This window comes from Hyphomonas neptunium ATCC 15444 (genome assembly GCF_000013025.1).
Classification (GTDB): Bacteria; Pseudomonadota; Alphaproteobacteria; order Caulobacterales; family Hyphomonadaceae; genus Hyphomonas; species Hyphomonas neptunia.
Genome location: NC_008358.1, coordinates 3,226,074 through 3,248,774, shown reverse-complemented (window position 1 = coordinate 3,248,774; position 22,701 = coordinate 3,226,074). Strand labels below are relative to the sequence as shown.

The 22,701-nt window shown below is 62.1% G+C and carries 18 protein-coding genes; 6 read left to right on the top strand and 12 right to left on the bottom strand.

Annotation, left to right across the window (positions count from 1 at the left end; genetic code table 11):
- Window positions 1-36 precede the first annotated feature (36 nt).
- Window positions 37-369, top strand: a complete 333-nt coding sequence (locus tag HNE_RS15185; RefSeq protein WP_011648044.1) for a DUF6726 family protein — start codon at window positions 37-39, stop codon at window positions 367-369.
- A gap of 91 nt (window positions 370-460) precedes the next feature.
- On the opposite strand, the gene HNE_RS15180 is transcribed toward HNE_RS15185, so the two are convergent.
- Window positions 461-3,922 carry an indolepyruvate ferredoxin oxidoreductase family protein gene (locus HNE_RS15180; protein ID WP_011648043.1) on the bottom strand — a complete coding sequence of 1,154 codons (3,462 nt, stop codon included), beginning with the start codon at window positions 3,920-3,922 and terminating at the stop codon, window positions 461-463.
- Window positions 3,923-4,049: 127 nt separating this feature from the next.
- Here HNE_RS15180 and HNE_RS15175 point away from each other — a divergent pair, with 127 nt between their 5' ends.
- Together HNE_RS15175 and HNE_RS15170 are read left to right on the top strand one after the other, a co-directional pair.
- Window positions 4,050-4,547, top strand: coding sequence for an Lrp/AsnC family transcriptional regulator (locus tag HNE_RS15175; RefSeq protein ID WP_035591483.1), 498 nt, complete (start codon window positions 4,050-4,052; stop codon window positions 4,545-4,547).
- Between the two features lie 82 nt (window positions 4,548-4,629).
- Window positions 4,630-5,685, top strand: coding sequence for a serine hydrolase domain-containing protein (locus tag HNE_RS15170; protein ID WP_160162629.1), 1,056 nt, complete (start codon window positions 4,630-4,632; stop codon window positions 5,683-5,685).
- 36 nt (window positions 5,686-5,721) lie between these two features.
- Here HNE_RS15170 and HNE_RS15165 read toward each other — a convergent pair whose 3' ends face one another.
- The 9 genes from HNE_RS15165 to HNE_RS15125 form a co-directional block, all read right to left on the bottom strand.
- Entirely contained in the window at window positions 5,722-6,804 is a 1,083-nt protein-coding gene (locus tag HNE_RS15165) for a DUF2332 domain-containing protein (protein WP_011648040.1), read from the bottom strand.
- A gap of 18 nt (window positions 6,805-6,822) precedes the next feature.
- The gene (locus tag HNE_RS15160; protein WP_011648039.1) at window positions 6,823-7,446 is read right to left on the bottom strand and encodes a hypothetical protein; all 624 of its coding nucleotides are present in this window, start codon (window positions 7,444-7,446) and stop codon (window positions 6,823-6,825) included.
- 8 nt (window positions 7,447-7,454) lie between these two features.
- Entirely contained in the window at window positions 7,455-8,636 is a 1,182-nt protein-coding gene (locus tag HNE_RS15155; RefSeq protein WP_011648038.1) for a thiolase family protein, read from the bottom strand.
- Between the two features lie 102 nt (window positions 8,637-8,738).
- Complete coding sequence (locus tag HNE_RS15150) at window positions 8,739-9,344, bottom strand: glutathione peroxidase (protein ID WP_011648037.1); 606 nt, start codon at window positions 9,342-9,344, stop codon at window positions 8,739-8,741.
- A 105-nt stretch (window positions 9,345-9,449) separates the two neighbouring features.
- Window positions 9,450-9,779, bottom strand: a complete 330-nt coding sequence (locus tag HNE_RS15145) for a hypothetical protein (RefSeq protein ID WP_011648036.1) — start codon at window positions 9,777-9,779, stop codon at window positions 9,450-9,452.
- A 134-nt stretch (window positions 9,780-9,913) separates the two neighbouring features.
- Window positions 9,914-12,136 (bottom strand): M13 family metallopeptidase, encoded by a 2,223-nt coding sequence (locus HNE_RS15140; RefSeq protein ID WP_011648035.1) that lies wholly within the window; start codon window positions 12,134-12,136, stop codon window positions 9,914-9,916.
- Between the two features lie 85 nt (window positions 12,137-12,221).
- A complete protein-coding gene (locus HNE_RS15135) occupies window positions 12,222-15,443 on the bottom strand; it encodes an efflux RND transporter permease subunit (RefSeq protein WP_011648034.1) in 3,222 nt (1,073 codons plus the stop codon).
- Window positions 15,440-16,708 (bottom strand): efflux RND transporter periplasmic adaptor subunit, encoded by a 1,269-nt coding sequence (locus tag HNE_RS15130; protein ID WP_011648033.1) that lies wholly within the window; start codon window positions 16,706-16,708, stop codon window positions 15,440-15,442. Before HNE_RS15130 ends, HNE_RS15135 begins: the two co-directional genes overlap by 4 nt.
- Before the next feature lie 5 nt (window positions 16,709-16,713).
- On the bottom strand, window positions 16,714-18,183 hold the full coding sequence (locus HNE_RS15125) for an efflux transporter outer membrane subunit (protein WP_011648032.1): 1,470 nt from the start codon (window positions 18,181-18,183) through the stop codon (window positions 16,714-16,716).
- 210 nt (window positions 18,184-18,393) lie between these two features.
- Here HNE_RS15125 and HNE_RS15120 point away from each other — a divergent pair, with 210 nt between their 5' ends.
- Window positions 18,394-19,773, top strand: a complete 1,380-nt coding sequence (locus HNE_RS15120; RefSeq protein WP_011648031.1) for a sensor histidine kinase — start codon at window positions 18,394-18,396, stop codon at window positions 19,771-19,773.
- A gap of 76 nt (window positions 19,774-19,849) precedes the next feature.
- On the opposite strand, the gene HNE_RS15115 is transcribed toward HNE_RS15120, so the two are convergent.
- Window positions 19,850-20,401, bottom strand: a complete 552-nt coding sequence (locus tag HNE_RS15115) for a GcrA family cell cycle regulator (protein WP_011648030.1) — start codon at window positions 20,399-20,401, stop codon at window positions 19,850-19,852.
- Between the two features lie 248 nt (window positions 20,402-20,649).
- Between HNE_RS15115 and HNE_RS15110 the strand changes: the two genes are divergently transcribed.
- Together HNE_RS15110 and HNE_RS15105 are read left to right on the top strand one after the other, a co-directional pair.
- A complete protein-coding gene (locus HNE_RS15110) occupies window positions 20,650-21,477 on the top strand; it encodes an ABC transporter permease (protein WP_035591548.1) in 828 nt (275 codons plus the stop codon).
- A gap of 131 nt (window positions 21,478-21,608) precedes the next feature.
- Window positions 21,609-22,235: a hypothetical protein gene (locus HNE_RS15105; RefSeq protein ID WP_011648028.1), complete on the top strand. Its 627-nt coding sequence runs from the start codon at window positions 21,609-21,611 to the stop codon at window positions 22,233-22,235.
- A gap of 26 nt (window positions 22,236-22,261) precedes the next feature.
- On the opposite strand, the gene HNE_RS15100 is transcribed toward HNE_RS15105, so the two are convergent.
- Window positions 22,262-22,696 (bottom strand): PaaI family thioesterase, encoded by a 435-nt coding sequence (locus tag HNE_RS15100; protein WP_035591550.1) that lies wholly within the window; start codon window positions 22,694-22,696, stop codon window positions 22,262-22,264.
- Window positions 22,697-22,701 lie beyond the last annotated feature (5 nt).

Below are 22,701 nucleotides of genomic sequence, written 5' to 3'. Positions count from 1 at the left end.
GGGTTATAGGTGGTCCTTCTCAAGGAGCCCTCGCCCATGCGTTCACTCATTCTCGCCACGCTCGCCCTGACGCTGCCGCTGTCAGGCTGTCTCGCTTCCAAGATCGTGACCGTGCCGGTCGGCCTGGCAGGCGACGCGTTGGAAGCCACGGGCAAGGGGGTGATGTATGTCGGCGGCACCGCCGTAAGGGTTACCGGTGACGCGCTGGACGGACCGGACGAGATGGTCCGCCTCCAGATGACCTATCAGAAGGGCAAGCGCACGCGAACGGAGACGCGCGAGGTGAAAGCCAAGCATGTCGAGCGCGAGATCAAGAAAATGAGCAAGAAGGGCAGGGTGGTCGACGTTTCGGTCGAACCTTTGCACTGACGCCTCGGATAAACTGACCACCCCCGACATACTTTCGCACATCGGGGGTGATGCTTCGCTGATTCAGCGCCAGAGACGGTAAGCGGCCCGCTTATCCGGCAGCCGAGATCAGCGAGACTTTTGCCTTTGGCAATTTGCCCTCCGGCCAGCCAGCCCAAAGCTCTGCTTCATGCGCCTGGGCTTTCTCGACAGCGGCTTCCTTCACATGCCCGAATCCGCGGATTTCATCCGGCACTTTGGCTATTTCGACGGCCAGGGAATGGTTTGCCGCGTTCAGCTCTGAGGCAATGCGGCGCATATTGGCGAGATAGGTATCGCGCAGACCGCGTTCCATCTTGCGTTCTTCGGTATAGCCGAAAAGATCGAACTTGGTGCCGCGCAGGCCCTTGAGCTTTGCCAGCACACGGAAGCCGGTCAGCATCCAGGCGCCGAAGTGCTTTTTCTCCAGATGCCCGTTTGCATCCTTCCTGGCGATGATCGGCGGGGCGAGCCAGAAGCGCAGCTTGCCGCCCTTGAACTGGCTGGCCAGCTGCTCGGCAAACTTTCCGTTCGTGTAGAGACGGGCCACCTCATACTCGTCCTTGTAGGCCATCAGCTTGTAGGCATAAGTCGCCACCGCGCGGGTGACATTCTCGCCCAGGCCTGCGCGATCTTCTGCGGCGCGCATCTGTGCCACGGCGGCGCGATACTGCTCGGCATAGGCGGCATTCTGGTAGGCGGTGAGGCGTTCGGCGCGGTCTTCGATCAGCTCGTCCAGCGTCTTGGGCTCAACCTGCCCGCGCGGGTCATGCTGGGCGGCAAGGCGCTCGGGCGCAGCCGCTGCAATCCGGCCAATGTTGAAGGCGGCCATATTGTCCTCAACCTTCGTGCCGTTGAGGCGGATGGCGCGGTAGAGCCCGCGCAGGCTGATGGGCACTTTGCCCTTCTGCCAGGAATAACCCACCATGATCATATTGGTGTAGATCGCGTCATGCAGATAGCCGACCGCGAGCGCTTCGGCATCGAACGCGCCAAATTCTGCCGTCTGGCGCTTCACCCGCGAGGAGAGCAGATCGCTCTCGAACCGTTTAGACCGGTTACGGATGAACTCTGATGTCGGCGTTACGTCCGAGTTTGCATAGGCGGCCGTGCGCTGTGGGTCCATCAGGTTCAGCGCGTCACCGCCCGCCGCCACCACAAGGTCGCAGCCAATGATGAGGTCGGCGCTGGCAGGCGGAACACGCCCCGTCGAGATCATTTCAGGCTCACGCGCAAAGCGCACATGGCTGAGCACCGGGCCGCCTTTCTGGGCAAGGCCGGTCATGTCCAGCGTGCAGGCGGCATTGCCGTCCACATGCGCCGCCATGGCCAGTACGGCCGCAACGGTTGTCACGCCCGTGCCGCCAACGCCCGTGAACAGCACGTTCCAGGGCTGGGCGAGGCTGGGTGTTTCGGGCAAGGGGAGGCCATCGGCATCGAAGATCTGCCGGGGCTGGTCTTCCCAGGCGGCTTCGCCGTCCTGAATGGTCACAAAGCTCGGGCAGAAGCCTTTCACACAGGAAAGGTCCGTGTTGCAGGTAGACTGATTGATCCGGCGCTTGCGGCCGAGTTCGGTTTCCACCGGCTCGACGGAAAGACAGTTGGATTTAAGCGAGCAGTCGCCACAGCCTTCGCAGACTTCCGTGTTGATTATGGTGCGCACGCGGTCGGGCGCAATCATGCCGCGTTTTGAGCGACGACGCTTTTCGGTGGCACACATCTGGTCATAGATGATGACCGTGACGCCCGGCGTCTGGCGCAGTTCCTTCTGCACCTCTTCAAGGTCGTCGCGGTGATATATTTTGACGCTGCGCGGCAGGCCTTTGACGGCGGCATAGCGGGTTGGATCTTCCGTCACGATACGGATGGTCCTGACGCCTTCGGCCTCCACCTGCTGGGCAATCTGGGCCGGTGTCTGGCCCGATTCCACATGCTGGCCGCCGGTCATGGCAACGGCGTCGTTATAGAGGATCTTGTAGGTCATGTTTGCGCCGGAAGTGACCGCGGCGCGGATGGCAAGAGAGCCGGAATGGGAATAGGTGCCGTCGCCCAGATTGACGAACACATGAGGTTCTTCGGTGGCCCAGTGCTGGCCGACCCAGGCAATGCCTTCGCCGCCCATCTGGCTGGTCATGTCGGTTTTCCGGTCCGGCATGAAGTTCGCCATATAGTGGCAGCCAATGCCGGCGAGCGCGCGGGAGCCATCAGGCACATTGGTGGACGTGTTATGCGGGCAGCCTGAGCAGAAGTGAGGGGAGCGCACGGTCGGGGAGGCGTTGGTGCGCGCGGCCTCGCCGGCGCTGCCCACGCGGTTGAAGTAGGCCTCGGCGCGGCTGGTGTCCCAGCCCGATGGAATGGAGCGCATCAGAGCATGCGCGATTTCCGGAATGCTGAGCGAGGCGATGTCTGACAGGAGCGGGCGGCCTTCGCCGTCGAATTTGCCTTCGATAACCGGCCGGCGGCTTTCGGGGAGATCATAAAGCGCGGCTTTGAGTTGGCTTTCGATCAGCGGGCGTTTGTGCTCGATGACGACCACGCGCTCCAGCCCCGCACAGAACTCGCGGACGCCTTGCGGCTCCAGCGGCCAGGGCATGGCGACTTTGTAGATGCTGAGGCCGAGGCGGCCGGCTTCTTCTGGTGTGAGGCCGATGGCGGCGAGGGCTTCGAAGACATCGCGCGCGGCCTGCCCGGTCACGATGATGCCGATACGCGGGTTCGGAGAGGGCAGGATGACATGGTCGAGCCGGTTGGCGCGTACATAGGCCTGTGCGGCGGGGATCTTAACCTGCCGCAGACGGGCTTCCTTGCTGAGGGGAATATCGCCCCGGCGCATGTGAACGCCGCCTTCTGGCAAAGAGAAGTTTGGCCGCTGGATGGAGAAGCGGTTCATGGTGACATCCACGACCGAGCCTGAATCCATCGTGTCTGCGAGGGCGACGAGGCCAACCCAGGCCCCGGAGAAGCGGCTCATCTCCCAGCCATGGATGCCATAGTCCAGAACGTCCTGGATCGAGGCGGGGTTCAGGACGGGGATTTCAGCGTCTGCCATGGCATATTCTGATTGCGAGGGCAGGGTGGAGGACTTGCAGTTGTGATCGTCGCCCACGATCGCGAGAACGCCGCCCAGGGCGGATGTACCTGCCGCGTTGGCATGTTTGAACACGTCGCCGGTGCGGTCGACGCCGGGGGCTTTGCCGTACCAGATTCCGAAGAGGCCATCGAATTTGGCGCCCGGGAAAAGGCCGAGCTGCTGGGAGCCCCAGACGGCGGTGGCGCCGAGGTCTTCATTCAGGCCTTCCCAGAATTTTATGTCATGGGAATCAAGGAGCTTCTGGACCGCTCGGAGTTGTTGATCGTATCCGCCGAGGGGGGAGCCGCGGTAGCCGGAGATGAAGCCGCCGGTGTTGTGGCCTGCGGCAAGGTCCAGGCGCTTGCGATCAAGGGGTAGGCGGACAAGGGCCTGGATGCCCGTCATATAGGCCTTGCCCTCGACAAGTTCGTATTTGTCGTCCAGCGTAACTTCACGATGTTTCATGGCAGACTCGCCCTCCGGGTGTCTGCGGCATATTATCATGAAAATCGAACGAAATAGCTTGCCTTTCTTGCAAGAAATTTGCTATTTCCGGGTATATTCTTCTAATTATCGAGGGGTTCCCGGTAAATTGTCCCAAGAGCTTGATACCATTGATGCCCGCATCCTGGACCTGATTCAGCATGATGCGAGCCTGTCAGTTGCAGAAATTGCAGAACGGGTGGGACTTTCTTCTTCGCCCTGCTGGCGGCGTATCAAGCGGATGGAAGAGGCCGGTTTCATTCTCGGGCGGGTGACGCTGATCAACAATCATGCGCTGGGGCTGAACTTCGAGGTGATTGCGAGCGTCAAACTTGCCCTACCGAGCCGGGAAAATCTTGAGGCTTTTGAAGCACTTGTGCAGAATTGGCCGGAAGTAGTGGAATGTATGACAGTGACCGGCGCGGTGGATTACTCTATGCATATCGTGACGACAGACATGCATGCCTATGACAACTTCCTTCGAGACAAACTCCTTGGTTCCAAACTGGTTTCTGACGTTCAGTCGCGGATTGTCATCCGCGTTGCGAAGCGGACCACGGCGCTGCCGCTCGGTCTTGTGCGCCAGACGACCAAGTCCAGCGACTAGGCGCCTGCCCGCGTCGAAGGCCGTTATTTTCCTGATTTTGGCAGCCGTTTTCGTGTCAGGCCCGGTCACGGCCGAGACAAACTTGGACAAAACGGGACAACTTCGGACATTTCTGGACACCGCGCGGGCCGAGCATGGCCTTGTCGGACTTGGCGCAGTTGTCGCCACACGCGAGGACGGGGTCATTGCGCTGGCGGTCTCCGGCGACCGGTCGCGCGGCGGCGATCCCATCTTGCCATCAGACGCCTGGCACATTGGATCCAATACAAAGATGCTGACTGCGCTGGCCTGGGCCCGTTTGGTGGAGTCAGGTGACGCGCGCTGGGGCATGACCCTGGCGGAGATTTTCGGCGATACAGATCTGCACGCGGGCTGGCGGGACGTGACAATCGAAGACCTGCTCAGCCACCGGTCCGGCGCCGCGCCCAATCCGGGCATCGGCTGGACCCTTGCTGCCCCGCTGCGCACCGCGCCCACCTATGTGCAACGGCGCAAGCTCGTTGCCGCGACCCTGAAGAAGGCCCCGGCCGGCAGCCGCGGTGCCTTTGTCTATTCCAATCTCGGTTACATCATTGCCGGGCGCGCCATTGAGCTGCAGGCGGCGCCTGAAGGGCAGACCTATGAACAGGTGATGGCGCGCGCCGTGATCGCCAAGGCGCCCAAGGGGGCCGGGCAGGGGTTCGGGTTCGGGCCGCCGCCTGAGGGCATACAGGGCCACAAGAAGGGGTTGTTCGGAAGGCTGTCGCCGACCGGTTTTGGCGCGGGCGCAGACAATCCGTCAGCTTTTGCGTCGGCCGGGACGGTGCATATCAGCCTGCGCGGCCACACGCTTCTCCTGTTACCGTTTCTGGAAGGGCCGGACGCACTTCCCGTTTCCATGCGGACGAAACTTCTGACGCCTTATCCCGATGCCGGGGCAGATTACGCGTTGGGCTGGGGCGTTGGCAAAGACGCTGAGGCTGGCCCTCTCTACATGCACGCCGGATCGAATACGATGTGGCTGTCACAGGTCGTCGTCGCGCCAGAGCCTGGCGCCGTGATCATCATCAACACCAACCAGACCGGGGCCAGCGCCGACGCAGCTGTCCGTGAGCTGACGGGTACGCTGCTTGATTGGGCAAAGGATGATTTCCGCTAGCTGCTTCACCCGCCTGAGTGAAAGCGGAGCGGCGATCTAGAGGGCCTGAACCTGCGTTACATGGCCGTCCGATCGGATCAGGCGGTGATCTTCGCCTTCTGGCCAGACGCGCATGTAGGTGATGAATTCATTGGGCTCGATGCCAACCTGGGTAGGGCCTTGAAAGAAGGCAGCGGGCTCGAAGCAGACCCAGGCAAGTGGCCGGTCCCAAGTAGCTTCCGCACCGGCGTCTTCGATCAGGGACAGCAGGGCACGGCGCGTCTCGGCAGGCGGATATTGCAAGAACACCGAGTGATAGATGACCGTGGGGCCCTCGTCCGGACGCGATGCCAGCTTTGCCTTGAGCCAGTCAGCGGCGTCTGCTTTCTCCACACGGACGCGCGTGCGGCGGGCGAGGGCAATGGCAGCATCGAGCCGGGCAAGGCGTGCGGGCTGGTCTGGCCAGATATAGGATTTCAGGCGCCGCGCAGCGGAGGGCTTGGACAGGTTTACAGGGGACTGGTCACAAGCGGCGCGGGTCGCGACATTGAACGACATGTCAATATGATCCGGAGGCGGACCGTTCCAGTCAGTATCAATGACCACATCGCTGTTGCCTGTCAGCTCCCAACGGGTTGTCTGGTAATTGAACCTGTCCCAGTTCTGATTAAGGCCGGCGCTGGCGCCCAGCTCCAGCAGGTGCATCGGTCCCGGAAACAGGCTGGCGACCTTCAGGAAACCCGGCAGGAGCGCAATGGCGCGGCGGGTTTCATTGGTCTGTGGCGGCGATTTGATGAAAACCTTTGCCGCTCTCTCGTGCCGCGCGAGCCAGTCGTGAGCGACAGGCCAGACGGCCTCCATCGTCCAGTCCGGATTGGCCGATGGATAAACAGCCGTGAGCTCAGGCGCTTTATCGCCGAGCGCGGAATAATGCAGGTATCCGGCAATGCGCAGCGCGAGGGCGTCGCGTCTCGGGTCTCCCGCCCAGCCCTTTATCAGGCGACCGACCGGGCCGTGCTGCTCCGCATCTTCCACCATGGCGAGGCAGAGGGCTTCCATGAAGGGCGAGCCCAGAGCCCGGCAGAATTCCGCCTGCTCGCGGAAATGCGCGAGAATTTCATCTTTTGACGGTGCCGCCACTCGGTTGTGCCCCTTAGCTCACGCACTACCGATAGAGGTATGCAGCGCAGCTTGATAGCCGGAATCTAATGCGGCGCAGCTGATTTCTGGTGTTAACCTCATCCCTGCCTGATGCAGGGGCATGCCGGGGCCATAGCCGCTGAAGGACCAGGCGTGGGCGCAGCGCCGGTAAACAAGCCAGGCCGCCCCCTCCGCGCCATACATGGCGCCGTCAGGGAGGGTGGCGGGCGTCACCATGACCCGCTTTGCCCTGCCTGCCAGAACATCCTGAATTTCCCCTGCGGCACGTTGATCGGCCTCGCCGATCGGCGCGCCCCGCACAAACCGCCCGGCACGGATGAGGGCTTCCCGAAAGGCAACGGCCTCTTCGCGGCGGCATTCGAAGCATGGGCGATGGCCACCCGCCAGGGCGGTCGCCTCATCCAGAAAGAAGATTTCCGTATAATGGCCGGGCCGCATCAGCGGGCGGCGCCGGTTCTTGAAGGCAAGCCGACAGGTGATCCAGCGCTGGCTGGACCATTGCCGGGCTTTCAGGGTCTGGTCGTCTCTGTGAAAGCAGCCGCCCCGATTGCCCATCAGGGTGCCCCGCTGCGGAACTGCGTGCAGCAGTCCCAGCGGGTCAGCCCTGTTCTGGAGCGGCATGGCGCGGCTTAGACGCGCTCGACAGCCATGGCGATACCTTCGCCGCCGCCGATGCAGAGGGAGGCCATGCCCTTCTTGAGGCCGCGATCTTCCATCGCCGCCAGAAGGGTGATGAGCACGCGGGCCCCGGACGCGCCGATCGGGTGGCCCATGGCGCAGGCGCCGCCGTTCACGTTCAGCTTGTCATGGCTGATGCCGAGTTCTTTCATCGCGATCATGGGGACCACGGCGAAGGCTTCGTTGACTTCCCACAGGTCGACATCCTCTGCTTTCCAGCCGGCTTTCTTGAGGGCCTTCTGCATGGCGGGGACGGGGGCGGTGGTGAAGTAGGCCGGCTCCTGCGCGTGGCTGGAGGCCGAGACGATTTTCGCAATCGGCGTGAGGCCGCGCTTCTTGGCTTCGGACTCGCGCATCAGCACGAGGGCTGCGGCGCCATCGGAAATCGCCGAGGCGTTGGCGGCGGTTACCGTGCCATCCTTGTTGAAGGCAGGTTTCAGGGTCGGGATCTTGTCCGGCATCGCTTCGCGGGGCAGCTGGTCGGTATCGACGACGGTTTCGCCCTTGCGGGTCTTTACCGTGAGCGGAGCGATTTCGCGCTTGAACTTGCCGTTCTTGGTGGCGTCCTGCGCGCGGCGCAGGGTTTCGAGGGCGTAGGCATCCTGCTGCTCGCGGGTGAACTGGTACTCGCGGGCGATCATGTCGGCAAAGTTGCCCATCGGGCCGCCTTCATACGCGTCTTCGAGGCCATCGGTGGCCATATGGTCGCGCGCGAACGCCGCGCCGTATTTATGGCCCTGGCGTAGGGTGATGAGGTGGGGCGCGTTGGTCATGGATTCCATGCCGCCCGCAACAATGACGGTGGCTTCACCGGCGAGCAGGGCGTTGCGGCCCATGATGACGGCTTCCATGCCCGAGCCGCACATCTTGTTGATGGTGGTGGCTTCGGTGTTCTTGTCGAGACCGGATTTGATGGCCGCCTGGCGGGCAGGCGCCTGGCCCTGGCCAGCGGGCAGGCAGTTGCCCATGATGACTTCATCGACTTCCGCAGCGCCGAGCTTTGCTTCAGCGGCGGCGGCTTTGACAACATGGGCGCCAAGCTCATTGGCCGAGAAGCTGGAGAGTTCGCCGAGCAGGCCGCCCATGGGGGTGCGGGCCATACCTACGATGACGACCGGATCTTTCTCTGACATGGGGCTATTTCCTTCCTGACTTTGCGTTCTTGTGCAGCGCGGGAGAATAGGCGCCGGACATGCCGCTTCGTCAAGGCCGGGCGGCGGGCAAGCCTGACCTTATCAGATGCCGAGCGCTGCTTCGATGTCGGCGGCGAGGCCGGAGTCATCGGGCTTTACCGAAGACGCATAGGCCTTGAGCGGCGTGCCATCTGCGCTGACGAGGATTTTGTGGAAGTTCCATTTCGGCAGGGCGGGATCGCCCAGCGTCTTGATGGCGCCGGTATAGAAGGGGTGCTGCGACGCGCCTGTGACGGCGTACTTCTTCGTCAGCGGGAAGGTGACGCCGTAATTGATCTCGCAGAAGGATTTGACGTCCTCTTCGGTGCCTGGCTCCTGTCCGCCAAAATCATTGGACGGGACGCCGACGATCACCAGGCCGTCCGCCTTGTTGGCTTCGTAGAGTTTCTGGAGGCCGGCATATTGGGGCGTGTACCCGCACCGCGAGGCGGTGTTTACCACCAGGATGGCCTTCGCGCCGAGGGCGGTGAGGTCGAGCGGCTGGCCGGTGATGCTGGTGAACTGGGTGGCGGACATGGCGGGCGCGGGCTCCTCGGCCTGGAATTCTGTTGGAGCAGCAGGGGCGTTGGCCGTGGGCTGGCCGGCCGTTGCCTCAGCGCAGGCGGCCGCCAGAAAGGGGGCGGCAAGGGCAAGGATCGCAAGGCGCATCAGCGCGTCTCCTGTGGCATTTCCACAACAGACTATAAGCGCAGCGGGGGCGCGTCATCCCTGACAAATATGAAATGCTTGTGAGGTTGGCGCGGGTGCCCCGGATCAGACCAGCTTGAGGCCGATTTCGGAGCCCTTCTGCCAGACGACCTGGGCGCGGCCGGAAATTCCGACAGACCGCGCATTTACCGTAAGGTAGCGGGGCAGGGACTCATTGGTCGGAAAGCGGATGCGCAGACCGGTGTCGGTGTAATCGAGCACGATGCCTTTGCGGCTGTAGCCGGATTCAAGCGTGATCGTGGCTTCACGGTACACCTGGGCGCGGACGGGGCGCGCATAGTCTTCGCCCGTCTGAGACGTCGTCGCGCGCGCAATGCGGGACGGATCAACCGTCCCGGCCTTGTGGTTGCCGAAGATGCGTTTCAGAATTGCCATATCCTACCAGGAGCAAGAATCGTGCCGGACTTGAATCCGATTGCTCCCATTTAGGGTTTTTGGGGTTAAGGGGTGGTTGACCGGACGTGTCGAATTTCCCGGTCAACCCCTGAAAGTGCAGCAGGTTCGAGCTTTTACCAGATCCGGACCCGGTCTTCCGGCGGGAGGTAGAGCGCATCGTCTTCGGTTACACCGAAGGCTGAATACCATGCGTCAAGGTTACGAACCACGCCGTTGACCCGGTAGCTTGAGGGGGAGTGGGGGTCGGTCAGTATCTGCTGGCGCTGGGCTTCATCGCGGTAATTTGCGCGCCAGACCTGCGCCCAGCCGAGGAAGAAGCGCTGGTCGCCTGTCAGGCCATCGATGACGGGGGCCTGCTCGGTTTCACTGATCGCGCCGTCACCATTGGTGTCCAGGCTGAGCTGGTAGGCACGGTAAGCCATCGACAGGCCGCCGAGGTCTCCGATGTTTTCGCCCAGGGTCAGGCGGCCATTGATGCAGGTCGTGCCGTCGTCGAGCGGACAGTAGCTGTTGTATTGAGCCACGAGCGCGTCGCCAAGTTCACGGAAAGCGGCCTGGTCTTCCGCAGTCCACCAGTTGCTCAAGGCGCCAGTGGCATTGGACTTGGCGCCCTGGTCATCAAAGCCATGCCCCATCTCGTGCCCGATAACGCCGCCGATCGCGCCATAGTTCACGGCCGGGTCAGCCGACAGATTGAAGAAGGGGGGCTGCAGGATCGCTGCCGGGAAGACGATCTCGTTGAAGCTCGGATTGTAGTAGGCGTTGACGGTCTGCGGGGTCATGAACCACTTCGACTTGTCGACGGTTGATCCGAGATCGGAGAGATTGTCTTCCAGCGCCCATTTCGCGGCGGCCATGGAATTTTCGAGCGCATTGGGGCCGACGACAAGTGTGTCATACGTCTCGAACTTCTCCGGATAGCCAATTTTCGGATTAAAGCTGTCCAGCTTCTCCTCGGCTTTCACCTTGGTGGTGTCACTCATCCAGGTGAGTTCTTCGAGATTGGCGGCCATTGCCTTGCGAAGGTTGGCGACGAGGTCGTCCATCGCGGCCTTGTTTTCCGGGGGGAAATACCGCTCGACAAAAACTTGGCCGATGGCCTCTCCCAGCACATTCTCTGTCGAGGAGACGGCCCGCTTCCAGCGTTCGCGCTGTTGAGGCTGGCCGCGCAACGTTGTGCCGTAGAAAGCGAAAACCTCACGGTCGATCTCGTCAGGCAGAACGTCAGAATGATCGATCAGGAAATGGGCCTTGAGGTAGGCCTTCCAGGTATCGAGCGGCGTTTCGCTGGCGATCTGGAACATGGCCGGGAAACCGCCGCCAAGCTTCATGGCGTCTTCGTCTGAAATTCCGGCTGCTGCCAGTTCTTCCGTAGTCGGAGGAATCTGCGCCACAAGGAAATGGGTTTCATCTCCGACGCCGAGTGTTTCGAGCGCAAGGGACGCGGGAAATTCGCCCGCCAGCACGTCGAACTCTTCGCGCGAGAGCTTGTTATAGGTGATCTCCGGGTTCCGGGAGAGGGCAAGGTCCCAATGGGCCCTGGCCATTTCTGTTTCAAATGCCATAACGCCGGCCGCCGCTGCGGCGGGATCTGCATATCCGGCCTTGCCCAGCAGGGTGGTCAGAAGCTCAACATATTTCGCGCGATGCTCAACCGACTTCGCATCGTCTTTCAGGTAATAGTCCCGGTCAGGCAGACCGAGCCCGGCCAATCCCATCTGGAAGATATAGGTTTCAGGGTCTTTGTCATCGACGAAGACAAAGCCGCTGAAGGGGGAGGCAAACCCAACCGTCGCGGTCAGCCGCGCGATGTCGTCAATCCCGGCGGCGGCATCGATCTGATTGAAATACGGCTCTGCCGGAGCAAGGCCAGCGGCGTTGATCGTGTCCATATCCAGATAGGCGGCGTAATAGGCGCCGATCTTGCCCTCCGCCGTTTCGATTGCGGGTTCCTCTCTGGCGAGGTCTTCAATGATCAAGCGCACGCGCTGTTCGGATTTTTCCCGCAGCAGATCGAAGTTGCCATAGCGCGAGCGATCGGCCGGAATTTGGATCGTATCGATCCAGGTGCCGTTTACATACGTGTTGAAATCGTCGCCCGGACGAACGCTTGCCTTAAAGGCCGTTGTGTCAATGCCCCAATCGCCCCAGGTGTCGGGCGCTGAGAGAACAAGACCTTCCGGGGTCGGATATTTATCCGGGGCGGCCTCTGTAGCTGGCGTTTCGGCCGCTTCTTCAGCATTTGCACTAAGATCTGCAGCAGGTGCGCCCTCCGGCGCTGTTGCACAGGCAGTAGCAAGCGCGATCAACGCTACGCCAAGGAGCAAACGTTTCATATTCCGGTCCTCCGACTGTTCGCAAAATTTGCCTATGGGCCGAAGCATCCGGCCATAGGGTGACGATAAACTTGTGCGCGCCGCGTTATTCTGCGGGCTGCGCGGGTCCTGTGTGTCCGCCCTGACTTGTGCCCATGAGGGCTTCCTCATCAAGGGTTACATGACCGGTATAGCCTTCGCCAATCTGGCGATAAGGTTTGCCGCCCCAGGTCCAGCGGAAGATACGGCCGACTTCCACGCCGGCAGCGTAAAGCGCCGGGACCATCAGCAGGGATACGAACAGGGCGAAGGCTACTGCGTAACCCAGCGAGACGATCATAGGCTGAAGGAACTGTGCCTGCACGGAGCGCTCGGCCATCAGCGGCAGGATGCCGACGAAGGTGGTGACGGAGGTAAGCAGGATCGGGCGGAAGCGGGATACACCTGCATCTACCAGCGCCTGCACGGCGCCGGCGCCTTCATCGCGTCTGCGGTTCACGTAATCGATCAGCACGAGGTTGTCGTTGATGACGACGCCGGCTGCCGCTGCGATACCGAAGAAGGCGAACATCGCCATCGGCACGCCGCTGATTGCAAGGCCGAAGATGGCGCCGCAATAGGCGAAGGGCAGGGCCATCATCAAGAGCAGAGGCTGGGAATACGAGCGGAATGCCACGGCGAGAAGCATATACATTGCCCCGATGCCGATGAGCAGCAACCGGCCAATCTCTGCAAAAAAACGCTGTTCTTCTTCAAAGCCGCCGGCCTCGCCCCGGATCACATCGGGAAACTGCTGGCGGAAAGAAGGCCAGAATTCTTCTTCCATGGCGCCCATGATCCGTCCACGGCCGCCCTCGCCGAAGATCTCGGCCGATACGGTCACCGAGCGCATCCGGTTGCGCCGGATAATGCGGTTGATGCCGGGGGCAAATTCAAACTCGGCAACCTGGGTGATCGGGATTTCGCGGCCATCAGGCGTGCGCACGCGCAGCGTCTCAAGGCTGTCGAGATCTTCCCGCGCCGCTTCCGGAAAGCGGACCATGACCCGGACATCTTCGCCGTCGCGCGGATTGCGCTGGGCTTCGATGCCGTAATAGGCCTGCGCAACCTGGCTCGATACATCGCTGAGAGAAATGCCCAGCGTTTCGGCGCCGGGTTTCAGCGTGACGCGGATTTCCTCAGCCGATGAGGAAAGGTTGTCGGAAATGTCATAGGCTTCCGAATAGGTTGTCAGATGCGCCTTCAGGAAATCGGCTGCGTCCCGCAGGCGTTCGAGATCCGGGTGGCTCAGCGCAAACTGCACGCCGGTATCGGCCTCGTTGAAGGTGAAGGCAAATTCGATTGTCTCGGCGTCCTGGATTTCACCGGTTGTGGCGCGCAGCTTTTCGGCGATGTCCTTGGAGCGCACGGTTTCGGGCCGTTCCTCGGGCGGCACAAGACCGATGAAGGCCTGGACCTCACGTCCGGCTGCGATCAGCGACGCGTCACGGATGAGCCCATTCTCCACATCGGGATACTCTTTGGACAGTTCCTCCTTGGCGAGATCCACACCGTTCTGGAGCTGGTCGCGGACCTGGAGCAGGCGCTCATACGGCGTGCCGTCCGGCATCTCGATGTTGACCTGAATGAGATCGGCTTCGATTTCCGGCATGAACTGGAACGGGACAATGCCCGTCGACTGCATCGTGACGGCAATAGCAAAGAGGGAGAAGAAGAACGCTACCGTCGCATAGCGGAAGCGGATCGCCTGTTCGAGGACAGGTTTGTAAATGTGGTTTGCAAACCACAGCATGCTGTCGGCAATGCGACGCTGGATCACCATGAAGCGGCCAGTGCGCCCGCCAAATTCCTGTTTCTTCATGTGAGACAGGTGGTTGGGCAGGATGAGCATACTCTCGATGATCGAGAAGGTGAGGGCGGCGACCACCACAAAGCTGATCTGCTGGGTGAACATCCGCGTCGGGCCGGTGATGAAGGCCCAGGGCAGGAAGGCGATGATGGTCGTCAGTACGCCGAAGATCACCGGCTTCATTACCTGCTGCGTGCCGATGATGGCGGCGTTCAGGCCTTCGCTTCGTCCACTTTCCACTTCCTTGTGAATGTTCTCGCCGACGACGATGGCATCGTCCACGATAACCCCGATCACCAGCAGCACCGCAAAGGTGGACAGAATATTCCAGGACACCCCGAAGAAGGGCATCAGCATCACGGCGCCCGCAAATGCGGTCACGATGCCGACGGTCACCCACATGGCCACGACAGGGCGAAGGAACAGCACGAGGACGAGCATCACCAGCAATGCGCCCTGAAGGGCAGAGCTGGTGATCAGTTCCATCCGGGCATTGAAGGTTTTGGAATCGTCCCAGAGGATGTCGATCTTCATGCCTTCGGGCAGGATGCCGGTGGAGGGATCGTTTGCCCGCTCGATATAGTCGCGGAACCCCGCCGCATAAGTGGGGATGTCCATCTTGTCGGGTTCGGGCGTCATCACGAAGATGGTGTTGCGCCCGTTGAAGGTCGTGCTGAGCTTGTCGCTGACGAGGCCGTCAATCACGGTCGCCACATCGCTGACGCGGACGGTGCCCGCGCCGCTGGTCTGGCGGATGATGATGTCGCCGAACTGCTCGGCAGAATCGGCGATGTTGCGGGACATGAGCGAGACGTCACCGACGGGGGATTCGATGCGCCCGCCCGAGGAGTTGAGCGAGGTGCCGCGCACGGCGGTTGCAACGTCGTTCAGGGTAAGGCCGAAGCGGCGCAGGGCTTCTTCGGAGACTTCGATGCTGACCTGCTCATCCATCGTGCCCTGCATGACGGCAAGTTCGCCGCCCGGCAGGCGGGCAATGTCGTCGCGGACCTTCTTGCCGATGCGGCGCAGGGTCTTCTGGTCAACATCGCCGTGAACGACCATGCCCATGAACCAGTTGCGCTGTTCCCAGCGTGTGACCTGCGGGCGATAGGCCGCCTGCGGAAGGTTATTGATCTGGTCGACGCGGATTTTGATCTCGTCGAGGAAGACATCCATGTCGATGTCATCCCGGCCGCGGATGTTGACCACGCCGGAGCCTTCGGTGGCGATGGAGGTGATCCGGTCCAGCCCGTTGATGCTGGCGACGGCTTCCTCGATGCGGGCGACGATCTGTTCTTCAATGTCGCGCGGGGAAGCGCCGTTCCAGGCCACCGAAACAGAGGCGCCCGATACCTTCACGACCGGAAACATTTCCCGTTCCATCGCGCTGTACCCGAAGACACCGCCCGCGAAGGCGATGATCATCAGGAGGTTGGCGGCGACCGCGTTACGGGTAAACCAGGCGACCAGACCGTTCATTGAGCGCTCCCTTCGCCGCCTTCACTTGCGGCGGCGTCTGCGATGGCTTCGGCGTCTTTCGGGGTTTTCTTCTCGCCATGGATCTTGACGGTGCCGTCGGGCTGGCGTTCCAGGACGGTGATGCTCATCCCGTCGAACGCGGCCTGGATCGGGCTGGTGATCGCCAGTTCGCCCGGCGCAACACCGGAGCGGAGATAGGCGCCGTCGCGATCGGAATAGGCGACATCGACGGTCCGTATGGAGAGCTTGCCCTCTTTCGGATCGCCAATGAAGAGGCGGTCATCCCCCCGCAGGGCCGCGCGCGGCGCAATCAGGACGTTGTCCAGCGTCTCGCCTTCGATCCGCGCGGTGACGAAGAGGCCGGGCGCCATTGGCGCGCCGTCATCGGCGCCGGTCCCGAAGGGATCTTTGAGTTCGGCGAATACGTTGATCTGACGTGTCTGCGAGTTGATGGCCGCGCCGGTGCGCACGACTTCCCCGACCCATGTGCGTGGCTTGCCACCCACGACCGCTGAAAACTCGACCTTGGGGCCGGGTTCGTCTGCCGAAGAAGAGAAGGCGATTGGCAGGCCGAGCTGGCCAAGGTCGGCGTCCTTCAGGGGGAGGGCGACTTCGACGACGTCAGTGGCGAAGATATTGCCGAGCGACTGGCCGGGCGACACGAACTGGCCGATGTCGGCAGAACGTTCGCGCACGCGGCCGTCAAACGGCGCGATGATGGCCGTGCGGCTGAGGCTCAGCTCTGCTTCGGAAAGCTGGGCTTTGGCAGATTCAAGGGCGGCGCGGGCTTCGGCGAGCTGAGGCTCGCGGCGGGCCAGCGGTGAGGCGTCTGTCAGGCCCAGGTTTTCGAGATCCTGCTGGGCAAGCTCGGCCTCCGCAATCTCGCGGGCGAGGGCCTGTTCAGCCGTGGCAACGATCGACCGGGCGCGCACGACGCCCAGTTCGGAATCGGCCGCTTCCACCCGCACGAGCACCTGGCCGCGCCGGATGAAGCCACCATCGATGAAGTCTGGCGACACATAGGAGACACGTCCGGCAATCTGCGGCGCGACGATGATCTCGCGCTTCGGGCTGACTTCGCCCTGCGCTTCCACGGTGATCGTCAGCGAGCCGGACTTCACCTGTTCGGCAAAGACATTGAGGCCGGCCTGCGGCTCGTCATTCTTCTGCGGCTCAGGCTTCATGGCCGTGACGGCAATGACCCCTCCAACGCCAAGAACAAGAAGGATGGCAATTGGTGCGATGATGGCGATCAGGCGTCCCATGGCGTCTATCTCCTGCCGCTTTCGGCGGCGTCAGTGTCAAACAGGTCGTCCTCGCCGGCGAGTTCCATCACGGGAACGCCGCCGCCCAGGGCGAGATGATAGGTAATCCGGTTGCGGGCACGGTCGGCCCGCGCCGTTGCCAGCTGGCTTTCTGCGGTCAGCCGGCGCGTCTGCGCATCGATGAGGTTAAAGACGTTGACCGTGCCGCTTGAATACTGCCGCTCGGCAATCTCTTCGGCAAAGCGGGCTTCTTCGAGGGCCCGGCCCTGCGCGTCTTCCTGCTGAGCAAGAAGAATATCAGCCGTCAGAGCGTTCTCGACCTCACGCCAGGCATCCAGGGCGGCGCCGGCATAGTTGGCCACAGCAGCTTCAGCCTGAGCAATGGCGGCCAGGCGTTGCGCATTGAGGCTGCCGCCACTGAAGAGAGGCTGTATCAGATTTCCAATCAGGCGCGCCGCGATCAGGGTCGGGTCAAGCGCGTCGGATATGTCGGTTTCATTCGTGCCCAGCGATCCGGTCAGGCCAAGGCTCGGCAGCAGCGCAAGGCGTGCGGCCTCAGCCTGCAGGCCGGCGCCGACCACGCGCGCTTCAAGCACGGCAATATCCGGCCGGCGCGACAGCATTAATGCGGGATTGCCGACAACTTCCATGGGCGGCAATTCCGGAATGATCGCTGGCGCAGTCAGCTCCGCAGAGGGATACCGGCCGAGCAGAACCTCAAGACGCCGGGTGGCTTCATTCGAGAACTGGCGCCGCGCCGCGATGGCCGCTTCGGCTTGCGCGAGGACGCTCCGCGCCGTGCGCAATTCCAGCGGGCCATAGATGCCGGCGCGCACGCGCGGCTCGGTCAGGTCCACCACCCGTTGACGGGCCTCGTAGGTGAGAACAGCAATCCGCTCCTGAGTCAGCGCTTCATTGAGGCTGATCCAGGCCGACGCGGTCTGCGCAGCGATCGAAAGTTCGGTGGCGGCAAGGTCGGCGGCGGTTGCCGCATAGTCAGCATCTGCCTGCGCAATGCCATTGGAGATACGGCCCCAGAGGTCGAACTCCCAGCTTGCGTCCAGGCCCAGGCCATAGACTTCGCCATTAATGCGGTCATCGCCGCCGGCGGGAAGAGTTACGCCGGTGGAGGTGCCACCGAAGCTTGCGGTCGCCGATAGCGAGGGCCAGCGCTGGCCGCGCGCGCTGCGCGACAGGGCAGCGGAGGCGCGCAGGCTGGCGGCGCGGGATTCCAGTGTCGGATTGGCGGCGAGGGCCTCAGCGACAAGTTCGTTCATGACCGGATCGTTGAACTGATCGAGCCAGTTGCCCGTTTCAGCCACACCCGCAACACCGCGCGCCGCCCATTCGGCCGGCGCCTCGGGCGCAGCCGCAAACAGAGCCTCCCTGTCGGTGGCGAGACGCTCAATGGCGTTGGGAGAGGTGGCACACGCCGCAAGCATGGCCGTGCCCATCAGGAGGAGAGAATTTTTCATGCGGTATCCGGCGCTCCGGGCTGCCTTGGGGTTGCGATACGCCTGTCCTTGCCGAGCGTCAATGAGGAATTATCGATTTTCAATAACTTTTCTCTCGGATTGGTCTTTGATGCCGGCTTGGCTGGCCGGCTGGTATTGGCAGGACGCCGAGGGCGCTGTAGCCGCTAAACAGAGAACCGGAAGAAGTTTCCGGCACAGGCGGCATTCATTATGAGCGATGGTAGTGAAACAGAGAGTTTACAGACGCCCCGTCATTCGATGACGCGCCGGGCGAGGGATTTCGGGGTTCTGGTCGGAACGACCGGCATTGTCATGCTGATCCTGGCGATGACCAGCTCGCTCGGGCTGATTGAGGCGTTGACCGCCATGTTTGTTATCGGGTCGATCGCGGCGGCGTATTATGTCGGCTCGGCCAGCACGCAGGCGCCGAGCGGGCCGGTAAAAACGGTGGAGGCAGCCGGAAGAGACAGCCTCGCCATAGCCGATTTTCTTTCGGCGCTGCCGCTTCCGGCCTTTGAAGTCAGCCATGATCAGCAGCGAATTACCGCATACAATGATCCTGCCGCGGCCTTTCTGCGGCTGGGCCAGCGCCGCTCGGCGCCGCCGCGCGCGAGTGTGATTATCCGCACGCCCGCACTTTTGGCCGCAATCGAGACCTGTTTCAGCATGCCGGGGCTCGGCTCGGCCGAGATTGAAATGGAAATCGGGCCGGAGGAACAATGGCGCGCGCATATCCGGCCCATCCGCAGCAGCGGCAATCTGCTGGTTGTGCTGGAAGACCTGACACCGGTGAAGCGCGCAGCGCGCGCGCGGGCGGATTTTCTGGCCAATGCGAGCCATGAACTGCGCACGCCGCTGACGGCTATTTCCGGTTTTATCGAAACGATGCGGGGGCCTGCGCGGGAAGACAAGGATTCCTGGGACCGGTTCCTGGGCATCATGGCGGGCGAAAGTGAGCGGATGAGCCGGCTGATTGCTGATCTCCTCTCCCTGTCGCGGATCGAGAGCGCCGAACATGTGCAGCCTACGGCGCGCGAGCATTTTGGCGACATCGTCATGAATTCCGTGGACGCGCTGCAACCGCTGGCGAGCGAAAAGGGCGTGACACTGGTGATCGAGGAGCCTGCCGCGTTGCCGGCGGTAACCGCCAACCGGGATGAACTGATCCAGGTGGTTGAGAACCTGGTGTCGAACGCCATCAAATATTCAAAGGGCGGCCACACGGTCACGATCCGGTGCGGCGTCGCGCCAGATGGGTTTGAAGCGCGGACCGAGGCAGCTCAGGCCTGGCCGGAGAGCGAGCGGATGACCCTGCTGCAAACATCCAACCGGATGGCCATCAGCGACCCGACCGTCTGGATGCGGGTCGAGGATCAGGGGCCGGGCATCGAGCGGGAACACCTGCCGCGCCTGGGCGAGCGGTTTTACCGGGCCGATCAGAGCCGGGGCGGTAAGATTACCGGCACGGGCCTTGGCCTGGCCATCGTCAAGCACATCATGGCCCACCATCGCGGCGGGATGGCGGTTGAAACCCTCATGGGGCAGGGCACGGCATTCGGGGTCTGGCTACCGGCTGCGCGTGAAAGTTGAGACCCTGAAACGGTAAAGCCCCCGGGGCGGGGGGCACCGGGGGCTTCCTTCCGTCTGGCGAGATGGAATGCGGGCGTTAGCCTGCAATGCGCCGGACGTAGTCGTATTCGGTCTTGCGACCTTCACGCTTCCTTGCAGGTTGGAATGCAACGGCTGCGTGCTCAGTGCAATAGGGACCGCAATCTGCTTTGCGTCCGCAGAACGCAAATTTGGGGTCCGCAGGGTCTCCGATGGGCCATTTGCACATCGAATCCCGCAGGGTGAGGATGGTCGCCGGGATGCCGTCTGCCATCGGCAGGGGCGGCAGCGGGGCAAGGGCCGTGTTCCGCTCTGGCGTCGCCGGAACATCCGTCAACCCAGGCAGCGGAGTTGCGGCTGGCGCTGCTGCTGGCGCTGCAGCGGCGGGCGATGCGCCCTCCACCATGAAACGGGGCTTGGGACGCGCCAGACGTGGCGGCCGTTTCACAGGACGCGACGGGGTCGCGCGGCCCGACAGGCCAAGGCGGTGCACCTTGCCGATCACGGCGTTTCGGGTGACGCCCCCCAATTGTTTGGCGATCTGAGAAGCTGAGTGGCCTTCGGCCCACAACTTCTTGAGCACTGATACCCGTTCATCGGTCCATGACATGGTTTGCAGGTCTCCCGCGTAAGGTTGGGCTGCGCACAGAGCCCAGACCCACTAGATGTTGTAACGGCTGGTAAGCACCGCTCTTCTGAACACCTATATATCGTATCAGGAGCGAAACGAAACACAACATGGGCCCCGCGCATTCCACAGGGTTTCTATATCTTGTGGTAAGGATTCCACAGGGTGGCGAGATGGAAAAGTCGCGGGCACCCCTCGCGAAACGTACCGGCTTCGCCTATTTGCGTTGCATGGATACGATTCCCGGCAGTGCGCAATCTCGTCTTCGCCAATATGGCGCTTTCAACGGCCTTGGGCTGTGGACACTTTATAAAAGAGAGGTCGGGCGGTTCCTGAAGGTGTGGATGCAGACCGTTTTCGCGCCTGTGGTGACTACGCTGCTGTTCATGACCGTGTTCAAACTCGCCTTCGGGGATCGCGGGCGGCTGACCGGCGATTTCGAGGGCATGAACTATAACGACTTCCTGGCGCCGGGCCTGATCATGATGGCCATCCTCCAGAACGCCTTTTCCAATACGAGTTCCAGCCTGCTGCAGGCGAAGTTCAATGCGACCCATGTCGATTTCCTGATGCCGCCGCTGTCGCCGCTGGAGCTGACGATTGCGTTCCTGGGCGGGGCGGTCACGCGCGGCCTCGTGGTCGCCGCGATCTCGGCCATTGCGATCCAGCTGTCGGGGCTCGCCAACCTGCATGTGGCCCATATCTGGCCAATTGTCTGGTTTACCCTGACATCGGCCATCATTCTTGGGGCGCTCGGCGCCTATGGCGGCATCTGGGCTGACAAGTTTGACCATCTGGCAGCCGTCACCAACTTCATCATTGTGCCGCTGACGTTTCTTTCAGGCACCTTTTACGACATCAAGGTGATGGTGGAGCCGTTTCAGACGCTCGCCTATCTCAACCCGATTTTTTACATGATCGACGGATACCGATATGGGCATCTGGGTGTTGCGAATGGATCTATCCTGGTGGGAGCTATTTACACGGGTGTTCTCGCGCTGGCGTCGATGATCTGGATATGGCTGCTGTTCCGCCGGGGCTACAAGCTGAAGGCGTAAAGCAGCCTGGTTCGGCGTGGCTGGCGGGAATTCCCCCAATACGCGACCAGGGTTGACGGATTAACCATCCTGGCACCCCATGACCTGGCGGAGGGCGAAAAGTCCCCGGACAACAGGTGATGGAGTTGCTCATGACACTTTCAAAAATGCCGGCAAAACTGCTGGCAGGTGGTCTCGCGCTCGCTGCCCTTGGTATGGCCGCGTGCACCAGTATCCCGAATGACATGACGGTTGGGCAGTATTGCGCCAACCCGGACAAGGCGGACGAAGACGTCTGCCGGCTGAAAGTCGAGATCGATGGCCAGTCGACGGCGCTTGCAGATACCAATCTGCGCATGTCGGAGGCTTTCAATCTCGTCGGCGAGGCACAGACGGCTGCAGATGAAGCCAAGGCGGATGCAGCGGCGGCGATGGCGAAGGCTGAAGAAGCGCTCGCCAAGGAAGATGCGATGCTGTGCGAGACCCGCACGATCCAGAAGTCCAATGTGGGCACATGCCGGGAGGGCTACACGCTGACCAGCTGTACCCAGACCCGCTTTACGACCCGCGCCGGTGGCCCCTCCATCCTGCGGGAAATCAACGACCAGCAGTGCCGGTTCAATGATCGCGTGCTGGAAATGCAGGTCCGCTGCTGCGGCATGGCCAGCGCGGCGCCGCAGCCTGCCGACGAAACCGTTGATGAGCAGATGCCTGAGCCCGTTCCGCCGCCGGCGGCCGAGCCTCCACCGGAGACCGAGCCCAACACCCTGCAATACTGATCCAACTGTTCTGCGGCGAGGGGCACCTAGCCCTTCGCCCGGAGCACCAGCTGAGAGCAGCGGAATAGCGCCATGCGCTTGCCGGCTGCGTTCGTCAGTTCGCAGTCCCAGACCTGTGTCGTGCCCCCGACATGGACCGGAGTAGCCACCGCATTGACGCGGCCTTCCAGCGCCGTGGCGAAGAAGTTTGTCTTGAGTTCGATGGTCGTGAACCCCGTTGCGCCTTCGCGCAGGTTTGCGACCGTTGCGTAGCCGCAAAGTGTATCGGCAAGTGTCACCAGGCTGCCTGCGTGCAGGAAACCGTTGGGCGCGTGATGGTGGCGCTGAATATCGAAATGGCCTTCAAAGCGATCACGTCCGGTATGGGTGACCACCAGCCCGATATGGCCGGGAAGCGCGCCTTCGCTCCGGCGGTTAAACGCCTCTGGGGTCAGCTCTGAATCGGGCAGCATATATGTCATCACCC